This is a genomic window from Streptomyces sp. MAI_2237 (assembly GCF_054189285.1).
Genome location: NZ_JAJPGQ010000003.1, coordinates 923,610 through 947,510 on the forward strand (window position 1 = coordinate 923,610; position 23,901 = coordinate 947,510).

Consider the following 23,901-nt stretch of genomic DNA (forward strand, 5'->3'; position numbering starts at 1 on the left):
GGTCACCCCGCGAACGCCTCGCACACCGCGTCGTACTCCCGCGTCCACCACACGGCGAGCGCCGAAGCCGCCGGGAACTGGGGGTCGGCGCGGGTGTCGCCGCGTTCGTAGTGCCAGCGCAGCATCCAGAAGTCGTTCAGCCGCTCCCACCACACGCGGTGCACGGCCGCCGCGAGCTGCGAGGGCGTGGCCCCGGCGGTGCGCCGGTACGCGCGCGCGTACGCCCGCACCTTCGGCAGGTCGAGCGCGCCGACGGGCCGTACGAAGAAGATCGCGGCGGCCCGCACCGCCTCCTCGGCGCGCGGGCGCAGACCCAGCCGGTCCCAGTCCACGATCGCGGCGGGGGCGTCACCCCGGTAGAGCAGGTTGAACGGGTGGAAGTCGCCGTGCACCCAGCCCACCGAGCCCCCGCGCGGGGGACGCCGGTCGGCGTGCTGCTCCAGCAGCGCGCGCCGCTCCAGCAGCCGGTGGCGGGCCAGTTCGTCGAAGGTGTCCGCGGGGCGGTGGCGCCGTACCCGGCCGAGCAGGTCGTCGATGAGGGTGAAGGTGTCCGCGGGATCGGCGCTGTCTGCCGCCGCCGACGCCTTCTCGCCCGCCCGGGCGGGCGCCGGCATCACCCGCTCCAGGCTCGCGTGCACGACCCCCAGGAGCGCCCCCAGCCGCTCGCACTGGCCGGTGGTGAGCTGGCCGCCGTGCCGGTGCCGGCCGTCGATCCACGGGTGCAGGGCGTAGGCGTGCCCGCCGATCACGGCGACCGTGCGCCCGTCCCGGCCGGGCAGCGGCGGCGCGACCGGGACGCCGAGGCCGGCCAGGCGCTCGGTGGCCCGGTGCTGGCGGGCGATGGCGGCCGGGTCGGCGGTCTCGGGGTCGAAGTGGTGCTTGAGGAAGTAGCGGCCGCGGGTCGTGCACAGGCGGTAGCCGCGGTTCAGCAGGCCCTGGTCGACGGGTTCGCAGGCGACGGCGCTGCCGGCGGCGTACTGGCGCAGCAGGGCGCCGAGCGGGGGCGCGTGAGGCACGAGGGGTGGTACATGGGAGCGCGGCACGCGCCAGATGCTAGGGCACGAGCCGGGCCCGTGAGCTGGGCATTGTCACAGGCAGTCGCAATCGGTCACGGGATGTGCTCGAAGTGGCGATCCAAGGCACCGTCGGTGGAGTGCACGGTCCCGAACTGCGGCTCCACGCTCAGGAAGACGGGCTCGTACGGTTCGCCGTCGACGGTGCTCGGCGCGGGCCCGAACCGCCGCAGTTCCTCGGCGGTGGGCTCGTACGCCGCACACAGGCCGACGACCTGTGCCGACCACAGGCCCTCGCCCGGTGCGGCCGAGCCGAGGTTGTCCGAGCCGTACGCGACGACGCCGCCGGCGCACGCCCGGTGGTAGCCGCAGCTCCTGGGCAGCCGCAGCAGCAGCCGGCCGTCGGCCACGATGTGCCGGGCGAAGGCCAGGAAGGGCAGGGCGCGCATGCTGGTGGCGACGCGGCCGTAATCGGCGCGGGCGAGGAGCTCGACGGCGAGTCGTTCGTCGGAGGGCATGTACTCACTGTGCGTGAGGGAAACAGACGGCAATAGGGGCGTTGGTCCCTGTCCCGTGGTGACACTCGGTGCTTCTCCGCCTGCATGCCGGCCACGAAGACCGCGGCTTGGGAGCGCCGCTGCCTACCGCGTTTGGACAGCAGGCTCGACACGTGGTTCTCGACCGTCTTCTCGGCCGGCCCCATGTGCTCGCCGATCTGACGGTTGGTGAGCCCCTCGCCGACGAGGTCGAGGAGCCCGCGCTCCTGCCCGGTGAGGTGCGCGAGCGCGTCGTCCGGCCGCGCGCCGCCTCCGTCGCGCAGCCGTTGCAGCACGCGCGTGGTGGCGACCGGGTCCAGCAGGGACCTGCCGGCCGCCACGTCCCTTACGGCGGACTGCGGCTCGGCGCCGCGGATCGCCTTCAGGACGTGGCCGCCGGCGCCGCCATGATCGCGACGAACAGGGCCTCGTCGTCGGCGAACGAGGTCGGCATGAGGCACTTGACGTTCTCGTCGCGGGAGCGGATCTCCCGGCAGACCTCGACGCCGCTGCCGTCCGGAGCCGTACGTCGAGCACCGCGACGTCGGGCCGGGCGGCCGGGGGGGCCAGTGCGTCGGCCGCCGTACCGGCCTCGCCGACGACCTCGAGGTCGTCCTCCACCGACAGCAGCTCGTGGACCCCGCGCCGGACCACTTCGTGGTCGTCAACCGAAAATACCCGGATTTTTCCCTCTTCGCGCACGTTGGCAGTCTCACACGGGGGCAGACGACGCGCTCGAGGTCGGCTCTTCCCGTGACCTGGGTCACCGGGATAACGTGCCGTTGTTCCGGCCCCCTGCAAGGCTGTGACCAGGACTTGTTCCCGCCTTCTGCGATTTACTTGGAAATCCAAGCAAAATCCCAGGTCAGGAGGGGTTTCACAGAAATGTGGAGCACTGGGTAACGTGCCTTCTGCAGGGCGCTCGCCGGGGCACCTGTCACGCCTGTACCCGACCGGGCGCACCCACCCTGTGCGTCCCCGGGCTTCAGGTGAGCCGCTCCCCCGGGCTCCTGAACGGAGCCGGGGGGACCCCCAGGCACCCGGCGAACCCGGGTGGCCGGACCGACGGAGGAGCACACGTGACCGTGGAGAGCACTGCCGCGCGCAAGCCGCGACGCAGCGCCGGGACCAAGAGCACGGCCGGCAAGCGAACGACGGCGAGCACCGCGCCGGGCGCCGAGCCCGAGCTGGTACAGCTGCTGACGCCCGAAGGCGAGCGCGTCAAGAACGCCGAGTACGACAAGTACGTCGCCGGCATCACCCCCGATGAGCTGCGCGGGCTGTACCGCGACATGGTGCTCACCCGCCGCTTCGACGCCGAGGCCACCTCGCTGCAGCGCCAGGGCGAGCTCGGGCTGTGGGCCTCGCTGCTCGGCCAGGAGGCCGCCCAGATCGGCTCCGGCCGCGCCACCCGCGAGGACGACTACGTCTTCCCGACCTACCGCGAGCACGGCGTCGCCTGGTGCCGCGGGGTCGACCCGGCGAACCTGCTCGGCATGTTCCGCGGCGTCAACAACGGCGGCTGGGACCCCAACAGCAACAACTTCCAGCTCTACACGATCGTCATCGGCTCCCAGACGCTGCACGCCACCGGCTACGCCATGGGCGTCGCCAAGGACGGCGCGGACAGCGCGGTGATCGCCTACTTCGGCGACGGCGCCTCCAGCCAGGGTGACGTCGCGGAGTCCTTCACCTTCTCCGCGGTCTACAACGCCCCGGTGGTGTTCTTCTGCCAGAACAATCAGTGGGCGATCTCCGAGCCGACGGAGAAGCAGACCCGCGTCCCGCTCTACCAGCGCGCGCAGGGCTACGGCTTCCCGGGCGTGCGCGTCGACGGCAACGACGTCCTGGCCGTCCTGGCCGTCACCAAGTGGGCGCTGGAGCGGGCCCGCAGCGGTGAGGGGCCGACGCTGGTCGAGGCCTACACCTACCGCATGGGCGCCCACACCACCTCCGACGACCCCACCCGCTACCGGGGCGACGAGGAGCGCCTGTCCTGGGAGGCGAAGGACCCGATCCTGCGCCTGCGCCGGTACCTGGAGGCCTCGAACCACACGGACGAGGGATTCTTCACGGAACTGGAGGAGGAGTCCGAGGCGTTGGGCAAGCGAGTGCGCGAGGCGGTCCGTGCCATGCCGGACCCGGACCACTTCGCCATCTTCGAGAACGCGTACGCGGACGGGCACGCGCTCGTCGACGAGGAACGAGCCCAGTTCGCCGCCTACCAGGCGTCGTTCGCCGACGGAGAGGGGGCCTGACATGGCAGCCGAGAAGATGGCTCTGGCCAAGGCGATCAACGAGTCGCTGCGCCGCGCCCTGGAGTCCGACCCCAAGGTCCTCGTCATGGGTGAGGACGTCGGAAAGCTCGGCGGCGTCTTCCGCGTGACGGACGGGCTGCAGAAGGACTTCGGCGAGAGCCGGGTGATCGACACTCCGCTGGCCGAGTCCGGCATCGTCGGCACCGCGATCGGTCTCGCCCTGCGCGGCTACCGCCCGGTCGTGGAGATCCAGTTCGACGGCTTCGTCTTCCCCGCCTACGACCAGATCGTCACGCAGCTCGCGAAGATGCACGCGCGCTCGCTGGGCAAGGTCAAGCTCCCGGTCGTCATCCGCATCCCGTACGGCGGCGGCATCGGCGCGGTCGAGCACCACTCCGAGTCCCCCGAATCGCTGTTCGCGCACGTGGCGGGCCTGAAGGTGGTCTCGCCGTCGAACGCCTCCGACGCGTACTGGATGATGCAGCAGGCCATCCAGAGCGACGACCCGGTGATCTTCTTCGAGCCCAAGCGGCGCTACTGGGACAAGGGCGAGGTCAACCCCGAGGCGATCCCCGGCCCGCTGCACAAGGCGCAGGTCGTCCGCGCGGGCACGGACCTCACCCTGGTGGCCTACGGCCCCATGGTGAAGCTCTGCCAGGAGGTCGCCGACGCGGCCGCCGAGGAGGGCAAGTCCCTGGAGGTGCTGGACCTGCGCTCGGTCTCGCCGCTGGACTTCGAAGCCATCCAGGCGTCGGTGGAGAAGACCCGCCGGCTGGTGGTCGTGCACGAGGCGCCGGTGTTCTTCGGCTCGGGCGCGGAGATCGCCGCCCGGATCACCGAGCGCTGCTTCTACCACCTGGAGGCCCCGGTGCTGCGGGTGGGCGGTTACCACGCCCCGTACCCGCCGGCCCGCCTGGAAGAGGAGTACCTGCCGGGCCTGGACCGGGTACTCGACGCCGTCGACCGCGCCCTGGCGTACTGAGGAGAGGGTCGTGACGACGATGACGGAAGCATCCGTGCGCGAGTTCAAGATGCCGGACGTGGGCGAGGGGCTCACCGAGGCCGAGATCCTCAAGTGGTACGTCCAGGTCGGTGACACGGTCACCGACGGGCAGGTGGTGTGCGAGGTCGAGACCGCCAAGGCGGCCGTCGAACTGCCCATCCCGTACGACGGTGTGGTCAGGGAGCTGCGCTTCCCCGAGGGCACCACGGTCGACGTGGGCACGGCGATCATCACGGTCGACGTGTCCGGCGGCGCGGCGCCCGCGCAGGCGGCTCCGGCCCAGAGCGCCGAGCCCGTCGCCGAGGAGGAGAAGAAGCCCGAGGGCCGCCAGCCGGTCCTCGTCGGCTACGGCGTCGCCACCTCCTCCACCAAGCGCCGCCCGCGCAAGGGCCCGGAGGTCGCGGTCGCCCAGGCGTCCACGGCGATCCAGACCGAGCTGAACGGCCACGGCCCGGCCCCCGCCGCGCCGCCGGTGCCGGACGAGCGGCCGCGCCCGCTGGCCAAGCCGCCGGTGCGCAAGCTGGCCAAGGACCTGGGCGTGGACCTCGCCACGGTGATCCCGTCCGGCCCGGACGGCATCATCACGCGGGACGACGTGCACGCCGCGGTGGCACCGCCGGCTCCCACGGCCGCGCCCGCCCCGGTGGAGACGCCGGCCGCGGCGGCGCCCGCGCCGGCCGCCTCGTACGACACGGCCCGGGAGACCCGGGTGCCGATCAAGGGCGTGCGCAAGGCGACGGCCCAGGCGATGGTCGGTTCGGCGTTCACGGCGCCGCACGTCACGGAGTTCGTGACGGTGGACGTCACGCGCACCATGAAGCTGGTCGAGGAGCTCAAGCAGGACAAGGAGTTCGCGGGCCTGCGCGTGAACCCGCTGCTGCTGATCGCCAAGGCCCTTGCTGGTCGCCGTCAAGCGCAACCCGGACATCAACGCGTCCTGGGACGAGGCGGCCCAGGAGATCGTGGTCAAGCACTACGTCAACCTGGGCATCGCGGCGGCCACCCCCCGCGGGCTGATCGTGCCGAACGTCAAGGACGCCCACGCCAAGACGCTGCCGCAACTGGCGCAGTCCCTGGGCGAACTGGTGTCGACGGCGCGCGAGGGCAAGACCTCGCCCGCCGCGATGCAGGGCGGCACGGTGACCATCACCAACGTCGGCGTCTTCGGCGTCGACACGGGAACCCCGCTGCTCAACCCCGGTGAGTCCGCGATCCTCGCGGTCGGCTCGATCAAGCTCCAGCCGTGGGTGCACAAGGGCAAGGTGAAGCCGCGTCAGGTCACCACCCTGGCCCTGTCCTTCGACCACCGCCTGGTCGACGGCGAACTCGGCTCCAAGGTCCTGGCCGACGTGGCCGCGGTCCTGGAGCAGCCGAAGCGGCTGATCACCTGGGCGTGACCCACGGCCCAGGTATACGTTGAACGGAGAAGGGACGGCCGCAAGTTCTCGTTGCGGCCGCCCCTTCATCTGTCCGAATCGCCCGTCGGCTCAGGGCCGGTCGAGCACATACACCGGCGCACCGTCCTCACTCGCACCCCGGGGATGGATGCACGCGTGCTTGCGGAGCAGACGCAGACACTCATTGACCCGCTGAACCGTGAGCCCGGTCCGGGCGGCGATCGACTCGAGCGGCTGCCGCAGTTCGCCCTGTTCCACGAGAACCGGTGCGATGACCACGGCCACGGCCCAGACGTCCGACGTCACGGACAGCCGCTGCCGCCAGTCGGCCAGGACGGATTCCGTGGTCGGCTGCGCGGAGAGGCTCGGCGTGGGTGCCGGACGGTCGAGCGTCAGGACGTCGAGCCGGTCGGCGATGCGCTCGATGGCGTGAGCGATCGCCTGCTGGGCGACGAGGTTCTGCCGCTGCATCTCCGCCATCTCCTGCTGCAGGGCGAGAGATTGCTGTTGCACATCGGCGAGCCGTTCGTCCAGCTGGAGATTGTGGGCCTCGAGCCGGACGATGGCCTCCACGACCTGCTCGGGCATCACGTACGCGGTCGGCGCACCCGGGTCGGACGGCTGCACCTCGGCTTCCTCGAGACTGTACGAACCCTCTCGCTGCACGGTCTCGATCACTTCGGCGACCCACTGCTTGAAGGGCGCACACTCTGGCTTGGTACAGGCGCTGACGAGCAGGATCAGCCCCTGCAGATCGATGAGATTCAGATCTCGCCGCCACTCCCTACCTGCGGGAACGCTGAGACCGTGACCTCCAGTCACTGTCTCGAGAATCTCTCGATGCTCGTCCGGGACATGGTCGAGGAGAGCCTTCCGAGGAGTCGTGTAGCCCAACTCCTTGCAGACGTCCACCGCCGGGAACCAGTGCGTCCCGTCCGGCATCGTCAGCCTCCGGACGCGGGCTCCGGTGGCCGCGTAGACGAAGTCACTGACGTCGATGGCGTCCTGCTGCGCCCGAGGGCTGGGCTGGTGCTTGCTGGGTTCGATCATGTGAACCACCTCCGCTGCGGAACCTAGGGCGGAGAAATTCGAATATGCCAGTCGGCGCAACGATGTTCACTTATGCGAGCGAAGTTCGCCTATCCGGCTTGAACCGTCGCGGGTTTTCGTGCCAGTAGCGTCACGTACGTGCGCCCGGTGTCCTTTCCCGGGTCCTGGTCGATTCGGGCGGTGACCGTCAGGCCGGCGCGTTCCAGTAGTTCCGTGAGGCGTTCGGCGGGGAGCAGGTGGGACTCGTACGAGACCGGGTGCCCGCCGTAGGCGTGTGTGGGGCGGGTGCGTTCGTCGTCGCCCGCGTGGCCCGACAGCATCAGCAGGCCGCCGGGGGCGAGGGTGCGGTGGAACTCGGCATACAGGACGGGGAGTTCCCGCGCTGGGGTGTGGTGGGTGGAGTAGTGGGCGAGGATGCCGCCGAGGGTCCCGGTTCCGATGCCGAGGGCGGTCATCGAGCCCACCGCGAAGGGGAGGTCCGGGTGGGTGCGCCGGGCGAGTTCGACCATTCTCGGTGACAGGTCGATGCCGAACACGCGGGCGCCCAGGGCGGCCAGATGGGCCGTCACGTAGCCGGGACCGCAGCCGAGGTCGGCGAGCGGTCCGAGGCCGGCCTCCCGCACCGTCTCGGCGAACATGCCGAGCACGGCGCGGGACAGCGGATCCAGGTCCGCCGGCCGCGGCACCTGCTCGGCATACGCGTCGGCGACGGTGTCGTAGGACTCCCGGACGGCGGCGAGATAGGAAGGCTCGCTCACTTCGGGGTCCCGCGCACCGTCGCCGTCGCAGTCACAGCGAAGGGTCAGCTGATCTTGGCATAGCCGTAGTTGATGAGCTTCTTCACGTCCGACGTGCGGTCGGTCGCGGAGGGGGCGGTCATGACGGCGCCGATGACCGACTCGCCGTTCAGCGTGGCGGCGAAGACCAGGCAGTAGTGGGCGTCGGGGCCCGAGCCGGTCTTGATGCCGAGCGTGCCGTTCCAGCCGAGCAGCGTGTTGGTGTTCGTCCACGTGCCCATCGTGCGCGTGGAACCGGAGCTCGTGATCGTCTTCGCCGTGTACGACTTGGTCTTCACGACGGTCTTGAACGTGGTGCTCTTCATCACGCTGCGGGCGACCTTCGTCAGGTCGCGCGGCGTCGAGTAGTTGTTGCCGTTGCTGAGGCCGTCGAACGAGTCGAAGTGCGTGTTCGTCATGCCGAGGCTCGCGGCCATCGTGTTCATCTTGCCGATGAAGTTCTTGGTGCGGGCCGAGGACGTCGTGCCCGAACCGAACTTGTCGGCCAGCGCGAACGCGGCGTCGCAGCCGGACGGCAGCATCATCCCGTACAGCAGCTGACGGACGGTGACCTTGTCACCGACGATCAGGTGGGCCGAGGAGGGGTAGCCCTTGGCGACCATGTAGTCGCTGACGGCCTTCTTGATCGTGACCTTGGTGTCCAGGTTCAGGTTCGACTGCGAGAGCACGACCTTGGCGGTCATGATCTTCGTCGTGGAGGCCGTGAGCCGCTTCGTGTCGGCGGACTTGGTGAAGAGGGTCTTGCCGGTGGCGCTGTTCATCAGGTAACCGCCCTTGGCGGTGATGGTGGGCGTCGTGACAGCCTGCGCCGGTGCCGCGGTGAGAGCTCCGGTGGCGAGCACTGCGCCGGCCGTGACGGCGACGGCTGCGGCTCTGCGGACGCGGAAGCCCTTGATGGCGGTTTTCAACTCAAATACCCCGATTACGTCGAATGCCCATGAAATGCGGCCGAGTTGGAGGGGGGAGCGGGGCCGCACATGTGTGACACGTAATTAGCACAGATGGTTGTGCGCCTGCTGAGCCGGGTTTGCCTTCTGTGACGACCTTGGTACAGAAGGGTCCGCATGATGGACGGAGATCCTCATGCGTACGTGTTGTATCTATGCTGTTCGCATGACCAGCCCGGGGACTCTGACCACCAAGCGGCCACCCGCCGCCGACCGCGTGTACGCCCACGTCAAGCAGGGCGTCCTGGAGCGCCGTTACGAGGGCGGGACCCTGCTGACCGAGGGCGAACTCGCCGAGGCCGTGGGAGTTTCGCGCACCCCGGTGCGCGAGGCGCTGCTGCGCCTGGAGGTGGAGGGGCTGATCAGGCTCTACCCGAAGAAGGGTGCGCTGGTCCTGCCCGTCTCCGCCCAGGAGATCGCGGACGTGGTCGAGACCCGGCTGCTGGTCGAGGAGCACGCCGCCCGCAAGGCCGTACCGGCGCCCGCCGGGCTGATCGAACGACTGGAGGGGCTGCTGGCCCGGCAGAAGGAGCAGGCCGCCGCCGGAGACCTGGCCGGAGCCGCCGTCACCGACCGCTGCTTCCACGCCGAGATCGTCCGCAGCGGCGGCAACGAGATCCTCTCCCGCCTCTACGACCAGCTCCGCGACCGCCAGTTGCGCATGGGCGTGGCGATCATGCACTCCCACCCGGACCGGATCGCCAAGACCCTCGCCGAGCACGAGGAGATCCTTCAGGCCCTGCGGTCGGGGGACCCCGAGGCCGCGGTCGCCGTGGTCCACCGGCACGTCGGCTGGTTCTCCCACCTCGCCCGGGGTGAGGTCCGATGAGCCGCTCCTCCGCCACCCCCACCCTCCCGGGTGATCCGCCGGGCGGCCGGCGCGCGATGGCCGTCTGGGCGGTCGGCGTCTCCGTGTACTTCGTCGCCGTCATCTTCCGTACGTCGCTGGGCGTGGCCGGCCTCGACGCCGCCGACCGCTTCCATGTGAACGCCTCCGCGCTGTCGACCTTCTCGATCCTGCAGCTGCTGGTCTACGCCGGCATGCAGATACCGGTCGGCCTGCTGGTGGACCGGCTCGGCACCAAGAAGGTGCTGACCATCGGGGTGGTGCTGTTCACCGCGGGCCAGCTCGGCTTCGCCTTCTCCCCCTCGTACGGCACCGCCCTCGCCTCCCGCGCCCTGCTCGGCTGCGGCGACGCGATGACGTTCATCAGCGTGCTGCGGCTCGGCACCCGCTGGTTCCCGGCCCGGCGCGGCCCGTTGGTCGCCCAGCTCGCGGGCCTGGTCGGCATGGCGGGCAACCTCGTCTCGACCCTGGTCATCGCCCGGCTGCTGCACGGCGTCGGCTGGACCGCCGCCTTCGCGGGCAGCGCCCTCGCCGGCGTCGTCGTCCTGGTGCTGATGCTGCTGTTCCTGAAGGACCACCCCGAGGGCCAGGAGCCGGAGCCGGTCCCGCACCAGGGAGCGGCCTACGTCCGCCGTCAGATCGCCGCCTCCTGGCGGGAGCCGGGCACCCGCCTCGGCCTGTGGGTGCACTTCACCACCCAGTTCCCGGCGATGGTGTTCCTGCTGCTGTGGGGCCTGCCGTTCCTGGTCCAGGCGCAGGGCCTGTCCCGGGCCGCGGCGGGCGAACTGCTCACCCTGGTCGTGCTGTCGAACATGCTGATCGGGCTCGTCTACGGCCAGGTCGTCGCCCGGCACCACACCGCCCGGCTGCCGCTGGCGCTCGGCACGGTCGGCGCGACGGCGCTGATGTGGGCGGTCACGCTGGCCTGGCCCGGCGAGCACGCCCCGATGGGGCTGCTGGTCGTGCTGTGCACGGTGCTCGGGGCCTGCGGACCGGCGTCGATGATCGGCTTCGACTTCGCCCGCCCGGCCAACCCGCCCGAGCGGCAGGGCACGGCCTCCGGCATCACCAACATGGGCGGTTTCGTGGCCTCGATGACCACGCTGTTCCTGATCGGCGTCCTGCTGGACGCGACCGGCGACGACTACACCGTCGCCTTCTCCGCGGTGTTCGTGCTCCAGGCGCTGGGGGTCGGTCAGATCCTGCGGCTGCGCGGGCGGGTGGCCCGGCGGGAGCGGGAACGGCTGGTGGCCAGCCGCGTGGAGACGGTGCACGTGCCCGCCTGACGCGCAACGGTCCACCCGCGGGGTCCTGCCCCACCGGCCCGGAGCCCCCCGTACCGGTGGGGCGGGCCCCGCGCGTCGTCCTACCGCGTCACCGCGAAGTTCCGCAGGATCGCCGCCGTCAGCTGGGGGTCGCCCTCCGCCTTCACCCGGTCCGCCACCGCGTCCGCCGTCACCCGGCCGCAGGCCAGGCGCACATACGTCTCCCAGTCCAGGGTGAGCGAGGCGGCGGGGCCGAGCGCGGGGGCCGTCTCCAGGGTGCCGCGGCCCTGGATGTCGACCCGGATGGTGCGCAGGAACTCGATGGGACCGTGCACGTCGAAGACGATCGCCGAACTGCGCGGCGCGTCCGCCCGTTCGGCCACGACCACGGGCAGCTCGCCGAGGAGCCAGTCCCGCGCGATGTGCGCCCCGGGGGAGTCCAGGTTGCCCGGCCGGCCGAGGGCCGCGCGCAGGTCCTGCTCGTGCACCCACACGTTGAACGCGTGGGACCGCATGGACTCCTCCAGCGTCAGCTCGGTGCCGAGCGGACCGCGCACCTTGGTCCCCGGGTCCCGGGACTCGTTGCGCAGCTGGCGGTTGCGGCGGATGATCACGTACTCCAGCTCGGAGGTCATCTCCGGCGCCGTGTGGTGGCGGCGCACGTCGACCTGCATCTCCATGTAGCGCTGGTGGTCGTTGGTGACGTGGAACAGGTCGCGCGGCAGTGTGTGGATGGGCCGCGGGTCGCCGAGCATCTCGCAGTCCAGTCCCATGACGTGGGAGACGATGTCGCGGACCGACCAGCCGGGGCACGGCGTCCGCCGGTTCCACTCTCCCTCCACAAGTGGCCCCACCAGCTCGGATATCGCTTCGATGGAATGGGTCCAGGCGTCGGCGTAGGGCTGGAGGGTGGGATGCAGACTCACGGAACGGGACCCCTCGGCGGTCGGTACACGGGCGGTTGGTGGCGGCTTTGCCAGTGGGAGGTGGCTGCACTCGGCGCGGTCTTGAGACTCCCCCCGTTCTCGGCTGCGCTCGAACCGGGGGGACCCCCAAGTTACGCTGCTGTGAGGCACCCCGGCAGTGCTTTCGTGTGACGATCGTAGGCCCGTATCAGCGGCTCGAATGCCAGGACGGTGGTAGTGTGCGCGCCTCTCTCATCCAGATCGCCGTAGAAGAGGGCGAATCGGTCGAAGCCCGTCGCAGGCGTGTGGCGTCCCTGGTGCGGGAACAGGCCGGGGCCGACCTGGTCGTGCTGCCGGAGCTGTGGACCACGGGCGCCTTCGCCTACGAGGAGTTCGGCACCGAGGCCGAGCCGCTGGAGGGGCCGACCTGTGAGGTCATGGCCAAGGCGGCGAGCGACGCGGGCGTGTGGCTGCATGCGGGCTCGATCCCCGAACGGGACCCCGAGGGGCCGCTCTACAACACCTCGTTGCTCTTCTCGCCGTCCGGCGAGCTGGCCGCCGCCTACCGCAAGATCCACCGGTTCGGCTTCGACAAGGGCGAGGCCGTGCTGATGGGCGCGGGGAGCGAACCGGTGACGGTCCGGCTGCCCGGGACGACCCTCGGAGTCGCCACGTGCTACGACCTCCGCTTCCCCGAGCTGTTCCGTGCCCTCGTCGACGCCGGCGCCGAGATCCTGGTGATCCCGGCGGGCTGGCCGGAGCGCCGCCGGGCGCACTGGACGCTGCTGGCCCGGGCGCGGGCGGTGGAGAACCAGGCGTTCGTGCTCGCCTGCGGGACGGCCGGGACCCACGCGGGAGTTCCGCAGGCGGGTCACTCGATCGTGGTGGACCCCTGGGGCGAGGTGCTGGCCGAGGCCGGAGCCGGCGAGGAGGTCCTCACCGTGGACTTCGACCCCGCGAAGGTCGCCACGACCCGGGAGCTGTTCCCGGCCCTGAAGGACCGCGTGCTGGGCCTGGCGCCCCCGCGCCGGGTCTGACGCGGCCCTTCGGCCGTCAGTCGTCCCGTTCCTTCTCCGCCAGGTGGATCACGCACACCGCCACCGCGATCAGCAGCGCCGGATCGGCGTCGTCGCGGACGATGTCGACGCCGTAGGTCTCCCGGACGTGCAGCCAGCGCCGGGAGACGACGGCGAGCAGCTCACCGTCGTACTCGACGGCGAACTCGCGGTCGAGGATCTTGCCGCTGACGTCGAGTTCGGAACCGTCGGCCAGGGACACCCGGTAGTGGTTGCGCAGCAGGGACAGGCGCTTGCGCTTGATGGTGGCCAGGGCCTGGCCGTCCCGTTCGATCACCATCGTGTCGCGCAGGGCGAGCATCTTCTGGTGGATGTCGATCAGGACCCGCCCCTGGGTGTCCTTCAGCTCGAAGGTGTCCCGCAGGCGCATGGCCTTGCCGTCGACGAGGAACGCCTTGTCGCCGCGCTCGTCCTCGATCCAGTAGTCCTCGCCGAAGCCGAGGAGCCGGTCGCGTACCTGGAATCTCATGTCCTCACCCCTTCCCCGGCCGCGGGCCCGGAACGCCGCCGGTAGGCCGACGGGCTGACGGGCCCTCGGCGCCGCACGCGGCCGCGCCGGGACCTGACCGGGCCCCGTACCCGACCGGGCCGGGGGGTGTCCGGCAGATGAACTTCGCTCGCATGCGCGGCAGTTGTCCAACCGAAGGCGGGGTCTCCGAGTCGGACCAGAGGCAGGGCGCACAGCGCCGCACTTTCCTCACGGAGGTCCCGACATGCTCTCTCGTCCCGTCCGCCGCCGGGTGACCCGCACCGTCCCGGCGGCGGCTCTCGTCCTCGCTACGGCCCTGGCCGTCCCGCTGGCCCTCCCGGGCACCGCCGGCGCCGCGACCGCGTCGGCCAGTGCCTCGGTCAACCAGTACGACTGGCAGCTCACCTACCGGGCCGCCGCCGGCCAGGCCAACAAGGCCACCGTCACCGCGTCGCTCACCGCCGACAGGACGGGCATCACGTACCTGATCGACGACGTCGTCCCGATCGCCGCGGGCCACGACTGCGTCCACCCCGCCGCCTCGGACCTCACCGAGGTCTCCTGCACCGTCACCTTCGTGGACAGCCAGGACCCCTACCCGGGCGTGGTCGTGGACCTCGGCGACGGCAACGACACGCTCAGGTACGCCAACGGCACCGACCAGATCTACACCTACGCCCGGATCACGCTGGGCAGCGGCAACGACCGCGCGACCGACTCCGGCCGGCTCGACGGGGCGTACGTCTCCGGCGGCATCGGCAACGACACGATCACCGTGGGAGCGGAGGGCCTGGCCTGGGGGCAGGACGGCAACGACACGATCACCGCGAGCGGCGGCGACAACATCGTGCAGGGCGGCCGCGGTGACGACGTGCTGCACGGCGGGAACGGCGCCCAGTACCTCTCCGGCGACGACGGCAACGACACCGTCACCGGCGGAACCGGCGCGGACAGCCTCTACGGCGGCAAGGGCGACGACGCCCTGTACGGCAACAGCGGGAACGACAAGCTCTACGGCAACAGCGGCAACGACAGGCTGTACGGCGGCCCCGGCAGCGACACCCTCTCCGGCGGTCCGGGCAAGGACGTCGTCCGGCAGGGCTGAGCGGGGTCCGGTCGGCTGCCCCCGCCGACCGGACCCTTGTCAGACGCCGTGACGGTCGTTTGTCAGACGCCGTAGCCGTCGCTGTAGCCGTCGCGCCGGTGCGTGGCGCGCTCCTCGTCGATGACCGGCGTCGTGGGCGGCACCACCACTCGGCGCCGCCGGGCGATGCTGCTGAAGGTGCTCACACCGATCAGACCGACGATCATGAGGATGATGCCGACCAGGTCGAGGTTCACCCCCTGCATGTGCCAGTCGGTCGCGAAAGTGAGGATGGCTCCCGCGGCGATGAGGATGATGCATCCGCCGAGGCCCATGAGTGTCGCCTCCCTGTCCGGTCCGGTGGTTCCGGACTTCCGGTCAACTCCGTGTACCCGGAAGCCCCCTGACCATGCGGAGGCCGTTGCTCACGTCACGTCGACGTAGTCCTCCCGGCCGGAACTCACCAGGTGGGTGCTGGTCGGGTAGAGCAGCACCGCGACCCATGTGCCGTCCTTCGAGGCCGTGAAGGACCTGCCGAAGGTGCCGTCGGTGCGGCTGTAGGTGTTGCCCATGTCGTACCAGGTGCTGGAGCCCTTGGGACGGAAGAGGATCTTCACCTTCTGGCCGCCGTAGGCCCGCCAGGCGCCGGAGGTGTAGTGCTGCAGCTTGCCCTTGTAGGTGATCGTGCGGCCCTTGCGGACCGGCTCCGGGGAGGCGTTGCCGTCGGTGATGCGGGTCGGGGTGCGCTGGGCGTGGACGACGGAGCTGTACGACTCCTGGAAGCTGCTGCTGCCCTTGAAGTGCGCCCGGTAGTAGCCCTTGTAGGGCGCGTCGAAGGTGCCCTTGAACGGCGCGCCGGACTCGGGGTCGTTGCTGCCCGGGGTGACGGTCTGCATCGTCGTCCAGCCGGTCCGGCCGTCGGCCGAGTACTGCAGTTCCACCTTGTCGTAGACGCCCGCGGGGACACTGGAGCCGGTGTGCAGCACGCCCTTGGCGGTCAGCTCGGAGTACTTGTTCAGGGACGCGGTGAAGTCGGTGAGGGACGTCTTCTGGGCGACGTACACGTTGACCGTCTGATACCCGCTGTACCTCAGGTACGTCCCGGTGCGCACCTGTACGTCGATCCGCCCGGTCCGCGGCACGCTCAGGCTTCCGCCGAAGCGGCCGTCGGCGCCCGTGACCGGTGCCGCGGCACCGCCGGCGCCGCCGTCGCCGCCGTCCCACACCTCGTCGACGACGGCTCCGGCCAGCGGCTCCCACGCCCCGCCCAGGTAGATCTCGGCCGTGCCGGAGACCGTGGCCTGCTGACCGGCCTTGACGTAGACGTCGGTGGAGTCCAGGGTCACGCGCGTCGGCGACTGCGTGGCCCGGACCTCGACGCTCTCGTTCGCCCGGGACTGGTAGAAGGGATCGGCCAGGCGCAGCCAGGCGTTGACGTCGCCGATGGAGGCGTCGGTCACCTTGTAGGTGGCGGTGAAGCGGCCGTCGTCGCCGGTGGTGGTCGTCGTGTCGGCGCCACCCGAGATCTCCAGGTCCACGTCCTTGCCGGCCGCCGGCGTGGTGTCGCCGGTGCGCGGGTCGCTGACCGTGAAGCCGCCGGTGACGGTGACGTCCTGGTGGTCGTAGTCCGGGTTCTGCGGCGTGGCCTGCAGGTCCGTCAGATGGGCTTCGAGCTCGTACTCGTAGGAGCCCTGGGCGGTGGTGGTGTCCCCGTCGGCGTCGGTCACGTCGACCACGACGCGGTAGGTGCCGAGGTCCGCCAGGCGCAGCGGGGTGCCGGTGTGCCAGACGCCGGACTGGGCCGTGCCCGACAGGAGGGTGAAGTCGCCGACCTCGGCGACCTCCGGGTCCCCGGCCGCGGCGCCCGGCGCGAACAGGTGCGCCGTGACGGCCGTGATGGCGCTGTCGGACTGGACGGACAGGGCCATCAGGCCGCTGGCCGGCGACTGGTCGTAGCCCACCCAGAACAGCTCGGGCGCCACCGCGGCGTGCGCGGCCGACACCGGGCCGAGAAGCAGGCCGGCCGCGACGAACGCGCAGGCCGGCAGCCATTTTCTTCGCATGTGCAGTCCCCCCACGAGACGCAAGATCACCGAAAAGTGAGCGCATACTACGCCGGTGGGGGGAGCGCGGACAGCGGGCGGACCTATCCCTCCAAAAAGGCCACGAGCGCGTTGGCCAGCAGGAACGGGTCGTCCGCGCCGCACAGTTCGCGCACGCTGTGCATCGACAGGATCGCGACGCCGATGTCGACGGTCCGGATGCCGTGCCGGGCCGCGGTGATCGGGCCGATGGTGGTGCCGCACGGCATGGAGTTGTTGGAGACGAACGACTGGAACGGCACGCCCGCCTTCTCGCAGGCCGCGGCGAACACCGCGCGGCCCGAACCGTCCGTGGCGTAGCGGTTGTTGACGTTGACCTTGAGGATGGGGCCGCCGTTGATCCGCGGGTGGTGCGTCGGGTCGTGCCGCTCCGCGTAGTTGGGGTGCACGGCGTGGCCGGTGTCGGACGACAGGCAGACCGTGCCGGCGAAGGCTCTCGCCCGGTCCTCGAAGGAGCCGCCGCGCGCGAACACCGAGCGCTCCAGCACGTTCCCGAGCAGCGGCCCGTCCGCGCCGGTGTCCGACTGCGAGCCGTTCTCCTCGTGGTCGAAGGCGGCCAGCACGGGGACGAAGGGGAGTTCGGCGCCCTGGGCGGACACGGCGGCCAGCGCGGCCACGCCCGCGTGCACGGACAGCAGGTTGTCCATGCGGGGCCCGGCGAGCAGTTCCTGGTCGCGGCCCAGGTAGGCGGGCGGCTCCACGGAGTGCGTCATCAGGTCCCAGCCGGTGACCTCGCCGGCGCCGAGTCCGGACTCCTCCTCCAGGAAGGCGATCAGGTCCCCGTCGCGCACGTCGCGGCCGAGCCCCCACACGGGCTGCAGATGACGCTGCTTGTCGAGCTTGAGGCCCTCCGCCGAGACCGAACGGTCCAGGTGGATGGCGAGCTGGGGCACCCGCAGCAGCGGGCGGTCGACGTTCACCAGCCGGGTCGAGCCGTCCCGCAGGGTGAGCCGGCCGGCCAGGCCCAGGTCGCGGTCGAGCCAGGAGTTGAGCAGGGGGCCGCCGTAGATCTCCACGGCCACCTGGCGCCAGCCGTGCGCCCCGGTGTCCGGCAGCGGCTTGACCCGCAGGTTGGGGGAGTCGGTGTGGGCGCCGACGATACGGAACGGCGTGTGGGGCGCCGCGCCCTCGGGGACGTACCAGGCGACGATCGCGCCGCCGCGCACCACGTACCTGCCGCCGGTCGTCCCGTCCCAGGCGTCCGTCTCCGCCACCTGCCGGAAACCCGCCTTCTCCAGCCGTTCGGCGGCGCTCGCCACGGCGTGGTACGGCGAGGGGCTCGCCGTCAGGAAGGACATGAGGTCGTCGGTGTGGCCGCGGTCGAAGCGGGGGGATTCGCTCATGGGGTTCACCTTAACGACGTGACAAGGCCCGCTCCGCGCGTACCGGAAGTACGGGGAGCGGGCCCTTGTGGGGGGTGGGGGTGACTAGAAGGCGGCCTCGTCCAGCTCCATCAGGTCCAGGTCGACGTTCTCGGCGAGCTTGCGCGCGCCGGTGACGCCCGGCAGGACGTTGGCGGCGAAGAACTTCGCCGCCGCGATCTTGCCCTGGTAGAAGGCCTTGTCCTTGGCGGAGGCGGAGGAGAGCTTCTCGGCGGCGACGGCGGCGCCCTTGAGGAGCAGGTAGCCGACGACCACGTCACCGGAGGCCATGAGCAGGCGGGTGGTGTTCAGGCCCACCTTGTAGATGTTCTTGACGTCCTGCTCGGTGGCCGCGAGGTCGGTCAGCATCAGGCCGACGATCGCCTCCAGCTCGACGGCGGCCTTCGCCAGGTGCTCGCGTGCGCCCGCCAGCTCCTCGCCGCCGGTGCCGAGCGCCAGGAACTTCTTGATGTCCTCGGCGAGGGAGTTCAGCGCCGCGCCCTGGTTGCGGACGATCTTCCGGAAGAAGAAGTCCTGGCCCTGGATCGCGGTCGTGCCCTCGTACAGGGTGTCGATCTTGGCGTCGCGGATGTACTGCTCGATCGGGTACTCCTGCAGGAAGCCGGAGCCGCCGAAGGTCTGCAGCGACTGGGCGAGCTGCTCGTAGCCCTTCTCCGAGCCGTAGCCCTTGACGATCGGCAGGAGCAGGTCGTTGAGCGCGTGCTCGGTCTTGGCGTCCTCGCCGTTGGCCTCCTTGATCTGGATGGCGTCCTGGATCGAGGCGGTGTACATCACGAGCGCGCGCATGCCCTCCGCGTACGCCTTCTGCGTCATGAGCGAGCGGCGCACGTCGGGGTGGTGGGTGACGGTGACCTTGGGCGCGGTCTTGTCCATGAAGTTCGCCAGGTCCGGACCCTGGACGCGCTCCTTGGCGTACTCCAGCGCGTTCAGGTAGCCCGTCGACAGCGTGGAGATGGCCTTCGTGCCGACCATCATGCGGGCGAACTCGATGATCCGGAACATCTGGCGGATGCCGTCGTGCTTGTCGCCGATCAGCCAGCCCTTGGCGGGGTGCCGGTCGCCGAACGTCATCTCGCAGGTGTTGGACGCCTTCAGGCCCATCTTGTGCTCGACGTTCGTGGCGTAGACGCCGTTGCGCTCGCCCAGCTCGCCGGTCTCGAAGTCGAAGAGGTACTTCGGGACGAGGAAGAGGGACAGGCCCTTGGTGCCGGGGCCGGCGCCCTCGGGGCGGGCGAGGACGTAGTGGAGGATGTTCTCCTCCATGTCGTGCTCACCGGAGGTGATGAAGCGCTTCACGCCCTCGATGTGCCAGGAGCCGTCCTCCTGCTGCACGGCCTTGGTGCGGCCGGCGCCGACGTCCGAACCGGCGTCGGGCTCGGTGAGCACCATCGTGGAGCCCCACCGCTTGTCCACGGCGATCTTCGCGATGTGCTTCTGCACGTCGTTGCCCTCGTCGAAGAGGATGCCGGCGAACGCCGGGCCGGAGGCGTACATCCACACGGCCGGGTTCGAGCCGAGCAGCAGCTCCGCGTAGGCCCAGATCAGGGAGCGCGGCGAGGTGGTGCCGCCGATCTCCTCGGGCAGGCCGAGGCGCCAGTACTCGGACTCCATGAAGGCGTTGTAGCTCTTCTTGAAGGAGGCCGGGACGGGCGCGGTGTTCGTCTCGGGGTCGAAGACCGGCGGGTTGCGGTCGGCGTCCGCGAAGGACTCCGCCAGCTCGTTCTCCGCGAGCCGGGTCAGCTCCTCGAGGATGCTCTTGGCGGTCTCCGCGTCCATCTCCGCGAACGGGCCGGAGCCGTACACCTGGTCCCGTCCGAGGACTTCGAACAGGTTGAACTCGATGTCGCGGAGATTCGACTTGTAGTGCCCCATGGCGACAGCTCCGTAAGAGAGATCGGCGAGGCACTGACGTGGATCCTCGCGCCTGCTTCTAGTTCACGTACCAACAAGTAGCTCCGATGATGCTACCCGTCGGTAATAAGAAGCAACCCCGTTCCGGACATCTGTGACCGAGCCCTCGTGCGGGGTCAGTAGTCTGTGGGGCATGTACGGCTACGACCAGAACGTTGGGGCCCAGCAGCAGTACGGCGTCCCGCCGCAGCAGCAGATGCCGGGCGGGTACGGCCAGCAGCCGCCGCTGTACCCCGAGCCGTCCCCGCCCTCCCTGGCGGACGCGGTGCGCGCCTTCACCACCGGCCAGATGTCGGCGGAGGACTTCCAGCAGGTCTTCGCCACGTCCAAGGTGTACTGCCCGCGCGGCGACAACCCCGGCTTCCTCGCCCTGCACAACACCCAGCAGCCGGTGATCCCGATGTTCACCTCCCTCAAGGAGCTGCGCCGGTACGCCGGCAAGGAGTCCAAGTACTTCGTGATCACGGGCGCCGAGGTGATCGACCTCCTGCCGACCGGCTACGGCTTCGTCCTGGACATGGAGGGCGAGCACCGGATGGTCTTCGACGCGAAGGCGGTCGAGCAGATGGTCGAGTTCGCCATGAGACGGATGTACGGCTGATCGCCGCGCACGGGTGGAGCCCGGAGGGAATGCCCTCCGGGCTCCTTCTGTTGTGGGGTGGCAGAAAGTTCAACGCTCAACTAAACTGGCCGCACAAGGAGGTACCGACATGCCTGCAGTGACCGTCGAGAACCCGCTGACCCTGCCCCGCGTCGCCGCGCCGGCCGACGCCGTGGCGCGTCCCGTGCTCGCCGTCACGACCGCGCCGAGCGGTTTCGAGGGCGAGGGCTTCCCGGTGCGCCGGGCGTTCGCCGGGATCAACTACAAGCACCTCGACCCGTTCATCATGATGGACCAGATGGGCGAGGTGGAGTACGCGCCGGGCGAGCCCAAGGGCACCCCCTGGCACCCGCACCGCGGCTTCGAGACCGTCACCTACATCATCGACGGGATCTTCGACCACCAGGACTCCCAGGGCGGCGGCGGCACCATCACCAACGGCGACACCCAGTGGATGACGGCCGGCTCCGGCCTGCTCCACATCGAGGCCCCGCCGGAGTCGCTGGTGATGTCCGGCGGTCTCTTCCACGGTCTGCAGCTGTGGGTGAACCTCCCGGCCAGGGACAAGATGATGGCGCCGCGCTACCAGGACATCCGCGGCGGCAACGTCCAGCTGCTCACCACCCCCGACGGCGGCGCGCTGCTGCGGGTCATCGCCGGTGAGCTGGACGGCCACCAGGGCCCCGGCATCACCCACACGCCGATCACGATGATCCACGCGACGCTCGCGCCGGGTGCGGAGCTCACCCTGCCGTGGCGGGAGGACTTCAACGGCCTGGCGTACGTCCTGGCCGGGCGGGGCACGGTCGGCACCGAGCGGCGTCCGGTCCACCTCGGCCAGACGGCGGTCTTCGGCGCCGGCTCCTCGCTCACCGTCCGCGCGGACGAGAAGCAGGACAGCCACACCCCGGACCTGGAGGTCGTGCTGCTGGGCGGACAGCCCATCCGTGAGCCCATGGCCCACTACGGCCCGTTCGTCATGAACACCCGCGAGGAACTGCAGCAGGCCTTCGAGGACTTCCAGAAGGGGCGGCTGGGCACCATCCCGGCCGTGCACGGGATGACCGAGGGCGGCCTGTAAGACGCACGGCCCGCAAAGCCGGTACGGCGGCCACCGAGGAGGCGGACACCCTACGGGGTGACCGCCTCCTCGGCCTCGTAGAGCTCGAACCAGATGCTCTTGCCCTCGCCCCGCGGGTCGACGCCCCACGCCTGGGCGAGCAGTTCCATCAGGACCAGTCCGCGGCCGGAGGAGGCCAGCTCCCCGGGGCGGCGCTTGTGCGGCAGGTCGTCGCTGGTGTCGTTGACCTCCACGCGCATCCGGCGGCTGCCCACCTCGCCGCGGACCTCGGCCAGCAGCAGGGCGTCGGCGTCGGTGTGGACCAGCACGTTCGTCAGCATCTCCGACAGCAGCAGCACCGCCGAGTCGATCTGGTCCTGCGAGCGCCAGTCGTGCAGCAGCTCGCGCAGATGCTGACGCGCCACCGCCACCCGCTCCGGCTCGGCCTGGGCGACGGACAGCATCGTGCGCCGGACCTGCGGGGCCACCGCCGGCACCGGGAAGCCGCAGCCCTCCCCCGGCCGGCACAGCAGCACCACCGCTATGTCGTCCTCGCGGCGGTCGGCCAGCGGGCCCGTGGTGTGGTGCGAGGACGGGCCGTGCACGCCTTGGACCAGGGCGTCGGCGAGTTCCTCCAGGTCCCCCTTGTGGTCCTCCAGGATCTCGCGGATGCGGTGCCAGCCGCTGTCCAGGTCGTGTCCGCCGGTCTCGATGAGGCCGTCGGTGCAGATCAGCATCGTTTCGCCGGGTTCGAGGGCGAAGCGGGTGGTGGGGTAGTCGGCGTCCGGGTCGATGCCGAGGGGCAGCCCGCCGGCGGTCGGGCGGGCCAGCACCGTGCCGTCGGCGAGCCGGATCGCCGGGTCCGGGTGGCCGGCCCGGGCGATGTCGAGGGTGCCGGTGGCCGGGTCGGCCTCGACATACAGGCAGGTCGCGAAGCGCGGGTCGAGCAGCTCGCCGTCGCCGTCCGTCATGCCGTGCAGGAAGCGGGAGGCGCGGGAGAGGACCGCGTCGGGGCGGTGCCCCTCGGAGGCGTAGGCCCGCAGGGCGATACGGAGCTGGCCCATGAGCCCGGCGGCACGCACGTCGTGGCCCTGCACGTCTCCGATGGCCAGCGCGAACCGGCCGCCCGGCAGCGGGATCATGTCGTACCAGTCGCCGCCGACCTGGAGGCCGCCCCCGGTGGGGACGTAGCGGGCGGCGACGGTCATGCCCGGTATCTGCGGGCCGAGCGTCGGCAGCATCGAGCGCTGCAGGCCGTCGGTGAGGGCGCGCTCGGTCTCGGCGGTGCCGGCGCGCGAGAGGGCCTGGGCGAGCATGCGGGCGACGGTGGTCAGGACCGAGCGCTCGTCGGGGGTGAAGGCGACCGGGTAGGCGAAGGACGCCATCCAGGCGCCCATCGTGCGGCCCGCGACGATCAGCGGCAGGAACGCCCAGGACTGCCGGCCGAAGCTCTCCACCAGCTGCCACATCACGGGGTAGCGGGCCTTGTAGTCGGACGGCGTCGACAGATAGACGGCACGGCCGGTGCGTATGACCTCGGCCGCCGGATGGTCCGTGTCCAGCGGCATCGCGGAGAACGGGGTCTCGTCGCCGGGCTGGTAGCCGTGCAGGCCGATGACGGTCACCCGCTCGCCCTCGGTGCCGAAGACCGCCAGGCCGTCCGGGGAGAAGCCCGGCATCGACAGGCCCGCCGCGACCCGCAGCACCTCCTCCGTCGACCGCGCCTCCGCCAGCGCCCGGCCCGCGTCCAGCAGGAACGCCTCCCGGGAGCGCCGCCAGTCACCGGTGACGGCGCTGCGGCCGGCCGGGGTGCCCGGCGTGGGCTCGGTGACCTCCTGCAGGGTGCCGATGAGCTGGAAGGCGTGCCGCTCCTTGTCGTACGACGGCTTGGAACGGGAGCGGACGACGCGCAGCACCCGGCCGTACTCGTCCATGATCCGGATGCGGACCTCGGCGAGGGTGCCCTCGGCGACGGCGAGACCGACCACGCTGATGATCTCGTTCCAGTCGACGGGGTGCAGCCGGGCCCGGGCCTGCGCCTCCGTGAGCGTGGTCTGCTCCGCGGGCAGCCCGAGCAGCCGTGCCGCCTCGGCGTCGACCGTGACCAGCTCGGAGGCGGTGTCCCAGGTCCACAGGCCGGTCGCGAGGGTGGCGAGGACCTCCCCCACGGGCGGCAAGGGCTCGCCAGTGCGCATTGC

At 70.8% G+C, this 23,901-nt stretch carries 20 protein-coding genes and 2 pseudogenes; 9 read left to right on the plus strand and 13 right to left on the minus strand.

Annotated elements, in window-relative coordinates:
• Positions 1-2 precede the first annotated feature (2 nt).
• The 3 genes and pseudogenes from LN251_RS14530 to LN251_RS14540 all read right to left on the minus strand — a co-directional run.
• Positions 3-1,016 (minus strand): phosphotransferase, encoded by a 1,014-nt coding sequence (locus tag LN251_RS14530; RefSeq protein WP_458246724.1) that lies wholly within the window; start codon positions 1,014-1,016, stop codon positions 3-5.
• A gap of 92 nt (positions 1,017-1,108) precedes the next feature.
• Positions 1,109-1,531, minus strand: a complete 423-nt coding sequence (locus LN251_RS14535) for a pyridoxamine 5'-phosphate oxidase family protein (RefSeq protein ID WP_458244799.1) — start codon at positions 1,529-1,531, stop codon at positions 1,109-1,111.
• A gap of 71 nt (positions 1,532-1,602) precedes the next feature.
• Positions 1,603-2,251: pseudogene (locus LN251_RS14540) on the minus strand (response regulator); the annotation flags it as partial.
• Between the two features lie 377 nt (positions 2,252-2,628).
• Between LN251_RS14540 and pdhA the strand changes: the two are divergent.
• From pdhA to LN251_RS14555, 3 genes and pseudogenes are all read left to right on the plus strand, one after another.
• A complete protein-coding gene (pdhA, locus tag LN251_RS14545) occupies positions 2,629-3,807 on the plus strand; it encodes a pyruvate dehydrogenase (acetyl-transferring) E1 component subunit alpha (RefSeq protein ID WP_458244800.1) in 1,179 nt (392 codons plus the stop codon).
• A 1-nt stretch (position 3,808) separates the two neighbouring features.
• Positions 3,809-4,789, plus strand: a complete 981-nt coding sequence (locus LN251_RS14550) for an alpha-ketoacid dehydrogenase subunit beta (RefSeq protein ID WP_458244801.1) — start codon at positions 3,809-3,811, stop codon at positions 4,787-4,789.
• Positions 4,790-4,799: 10 nt separating this feature from the next.
• Positions 4,800-6,207 (plus strand): annotated as a pseudogene (locus LN251_RS14555) (dihydrolipoamide acetyltransferase family protein).
• 90 nt (positions 6,208-6,297) lie between these two features.
• On the opposite strand, the gene LN251_RS14560 reads toward LN251_RS14555, so the two are convergent.
• From LN251_RS14560 to LN251_RS14570, 3 genes are all read right to left on the minus strand, one after another.
• The gene (locus LN251_RS14560) at positions 6,298-7,257 is read right to left on the minus strand and encodes a BRO family protein (protein WP_458244802.1); all 960 of its coding nucleotides are present in this window, start codon (positions 7,255-7,257) and stop codon (positions 6,298-6,300) included.
• Positions 7,258-7,346: 89 nt separating this feature from the next.
• Entirely contained in the window at positions 7,347-8,015 is a 669-nt protein-coding gene (locus LN251_RS14565; RefSeq protein WP_458244803.1) for a class I SAM-dependent DNA methyltransferase, read from the minus strand.
• 44 nt (positions 8,016-8,059) lie between these two features.
• Positions 8,060-8,962, minus strand: a complete 903-nt coding sequence (locus LN251_RS14570; protein ID WP_458244804.1) for a D-alanyl-D-alanine carboxypeptidase family protein — start codon at positions 8,960-8,962, stop codon at positions 8,060-8,062.
• Between the two features lie 205 nt (positions 8,963-9,167).
• On the opposite strand from LN251_RS14570, the gene LN251_RS14575 reads away from it, so the two are divergent.
• Positions 9,168-9,830, plus strand: a complete 663-nt coding sequence (locus LN251_RS14575; RefSeq protein WP_458244805.1) for a GntR family transcriptional regulator — start codon at positions 9,168-9,170, stop codon at positions 9,828-9,830.
• Complete coding sequence (locus tag LN251_RS14580) at positions 9,827-11,134, plus strand: MFS transporter (RefSeq protein WP_458244806.1); 1,308 nt, start codon at positions 9,827-9,829, stop codon at positions 11,132-11,134. The genes LN251_RS14575 and LN251_RS14580 overlap by 4 nt, the downstream gene beginning before the upstream one ends.
• An 80-nt stretch (positions 11,135-11,214) precedes the next feature.
• Here LN251_RS14580 and LN251_RS14585 read toward each other — a convergent pair whose 3' ends face one another.
• Positions 11,215-12,039, minus strand: a complete 825-nt coding sequence (locus LN251_RS14585; RefSeq protein WP_458244807.1) for a maleylpyruvate isomerase family mycothiol-dependent enzyme — start codon at positions 12,037-12,039, stop codon at positions 11,215-11,217.
• A gap of 218 nt (positions 12,040-12,257) precedes the next feature.
• Here LN251_RS14585 and LN251_RS14590 point away from each other — a divergent pair, with 218 nt between their 5' ends.
• Entirely contained in the window at positions 12,258-13,055 is a 798-nt protein-coding gene (locus LN251_RS14590; protein ID WP_458244808.1) for a carbon-nitrogen family hydrolase, read from the plus strand.
• Between the two features lie 16 nt (positions 13,056-13,071).
• On the opposite strand, the gene LN251_RS14595 is transcribed toward LN251_RS14590, so the two are convergent.
• Positions 13,072-13,563 (minus strand): LURP-one-related/scramblase family protein, encoded by a 492-nt coding sequence (locus LN251_RS14595; RefSeq protein WP_458244809.1) that lies wholly within the window; start codon positions 13,561-13,563, stop codon positions 13,072-13,074.
• Between the two features lie 244 nt (positions 13,564-13,807).
• Here LN251_RS14595 and LN251_RS14600 point away from each other — a divergent pair, with 244 nt between their 5' ends.
• Positions 13,808-14,668, plus strand: a complete 861-nt coding sequence (locus tag LN251_RS14600) for a calcium-binding protein (protein WP_458244810.1) — start codon at positions 13,808-13,810, stop codon at positions 14,666-14,668.
• A gap of 62 nt (positions 14,669-14,730) precedes the next feature.
• Here the strand turns inward: LN251_RS14600 and LN251_RS14605 are convergent, their stop codons facing one another.
• From LN251_RS14605 to LN251_RS14620, 4 genes are all read right to left on the minus strand, one after another.
• Positions 14,731-14,982, minus strand: a complete 252-nt coding sequence (locus LN251_RS14605) for a DUF6458 family protein (RefSeq protein ID WP_058924231.1) — start codon at positions 14,980-14,982, stop codon at positions 14,731-14,733.
• Positions 14,983-15,072: 90 nt separating this feature from the next.
• Positions 15,073-16,710, minus strand: coding sequence for a hypothetical protein (locus tag LN251_RS14610; RefSeq protein ID WP_458244811.1), 1,638 nt, complete (start codon positions 16,708-16,710; stop codon positions 15,073-15,075).
• Positions 16,711-16,793: 83 nt separating this feature from the next.
• Positions 16,794-18,092, minus strand: coding sequence for a M18 family aminopeptidase (locus LN251_RS14615; protein ID WP_458244812.1), 1,299 nt, complete (start codon positions 18,090-18,092; stop codon positions 16,794-16,796).
• 84 nt (positions 18,093-18,176) lie between these two features.
• Positions 18,177-20,003, minus strand: coding sequence for an acyl-CoA dehydrogenase (locus LN251_RS14620; protein ID WP_458244813.1), 1,827 nt, complete (start codon positions 20,001-20,003; stop codon positions 18,177-18,179).
• A gap of 172 nt (positions 20,004-20,175) precedes the next feature.
• Between LN251_RS14620 and LN251_RS14625 the strand changes: the two genes are divergently transcribed.
• Both LN251_RS14625 and LN251_RS14630 read left to right on the plus strand, forming a co-directional pair.
• Positions 20,176-20,643, plus strand: a complete 468-nt coding sequence (locus LN251_RS14625) for an SseB family protein (RefSeq protein WP_058924228.1) — start codon at positions 20,176-20,178, stop codon at positions 20,641-20,643.
• Between the two features lie 109 nt (positions 20,644-20,752).
• Complete coding sequence (locus tag LN251_RS14630; RefSeq protein ID WP_058924227.1) at positions 20,753-21,724, plus strand: pirin family protein; 972 nt, start codon at positions 20,753-20,755, stop codon at positions 21,722-21,724.
• A gap of 50 nt (positions 21,725-21,774) precedes the next feature.
• Here LN251_RS14630 and LN251_RS14635 read toward each other — a convergent pair whose 3' ends face one another.
• The gene (locus LN251_RS14635) at positions 21,775-23,898 is read right to left on the minus strand and encodes a SpoIIE family protein phosphatase (protein ID WP_458244814.1); all 2,124 of its coding nucleotides are present in this window, start codon (positions 23,896-23,898) and stop codon (positions 21,775-21,777) included.
• Positions 23,899-23,901 lie beyond the last annotated feature (3 nt).

Bases quoted from the DNA above. Each gene is read 5' to 3' on its own strand.
- LN251_RS14535 (WP_458244799.1), bottom strand. From the start codon at position 1,531: ATGCCCTCCGACGAACGACTCGCCGTCGAGCTCCTCGCCCGCGCCGAT.
- LN251_RS14550 (WP_458244801.1), top strand. From the start codon at position 3,809: ATGGCAGCCGAGAAGATGGCTCTGGCCAAGGCGATCAACGAGTCGCTG.
- LN251_RS14560 (WP_458244802.1), bottom strand. From the start codon at position 7,257: ATGATCGAACCCAGCAAGCACCAGCCCAGCCCTCGGGCGCAGCAGGAC.
- LN251_RS14575 (WP_458244805.1), top strand. From the start codon at position 9,168: ATGACCAGCCCGGGGACTCTGACCACCAAGCGGCCACCCGCCGCCGAC.
- LN251_RS14580 (WP_458244806.1), top strand. From the start codon at position 9,827: ATGAGCCGCTCCTCCGCCACCCCCACCCTCCCGGGTGATCCGCCGGGC.
- LN251_RS14595 (WP_458244809.1), bottom strand. From the start codon at position 13,563: ATGAGATTCCAGGTACGCGACCGGCTCCTCGGCTTCGGCGAGGACTAC.
- LN251_RS14600 (WP_458244810.1), top strand. From the start codon at position 13,808: ATGCTCTCTCGTCCCGTCCGCCGCCGGGTGACCCGCACCGTCCCGGCG.
- LN251_RS14605 (WP_058924231.1), bottom strand. From the start codon at position 14,982: ATGGGCCTCGGCGGATGCATCATCCTCATCGCCGCGGGAGCCATCCTC.
- LN251_RS14610 (WP_458244811.1), bottom strand. From the start codon at position 16,710: ATGCGAAGAAAATGGCTGCCGGCCTGCGCGTTCGTCGCGGCCGGCCTG.
- LN251_RS14615 (WP_458244812.1), bottom strand. From the start codon at position 18,092: ATGAGCGAATCCCCCCGCTTCGACCGCGGCCACACCGACGACCTCATG.
- LN251_RS14620 (WP_458244813.1), bottom strand. From the start codon at position 20,003: ATGGGGCACTACAAGTCGAATCTCCGCGACATCGAGTTCAACCTGTTC.
- LN251_RS14625 (WP_058924228.1), top strand. From the start codon at position 20,176: ATGTACGGCTACGACCAGAACGTTGGGGCCCAGCAGCAGTACGGCGTC.
- LN251_RS14630 (WP_058924227.1), top strand. From the start codon at position 20,753: ATGCCTGCAGTGACCGTCGAGAACCCGCTGACCCTGCCCCGCGTCGCC.
- LN251_RS14635 (WP_458244814.1), bottom strand. From the start codon at position 23,898: ATGCGCACTGGCGAGCCCTTGCCGCCCGTGGGGGAGGTCCTCGCCACC.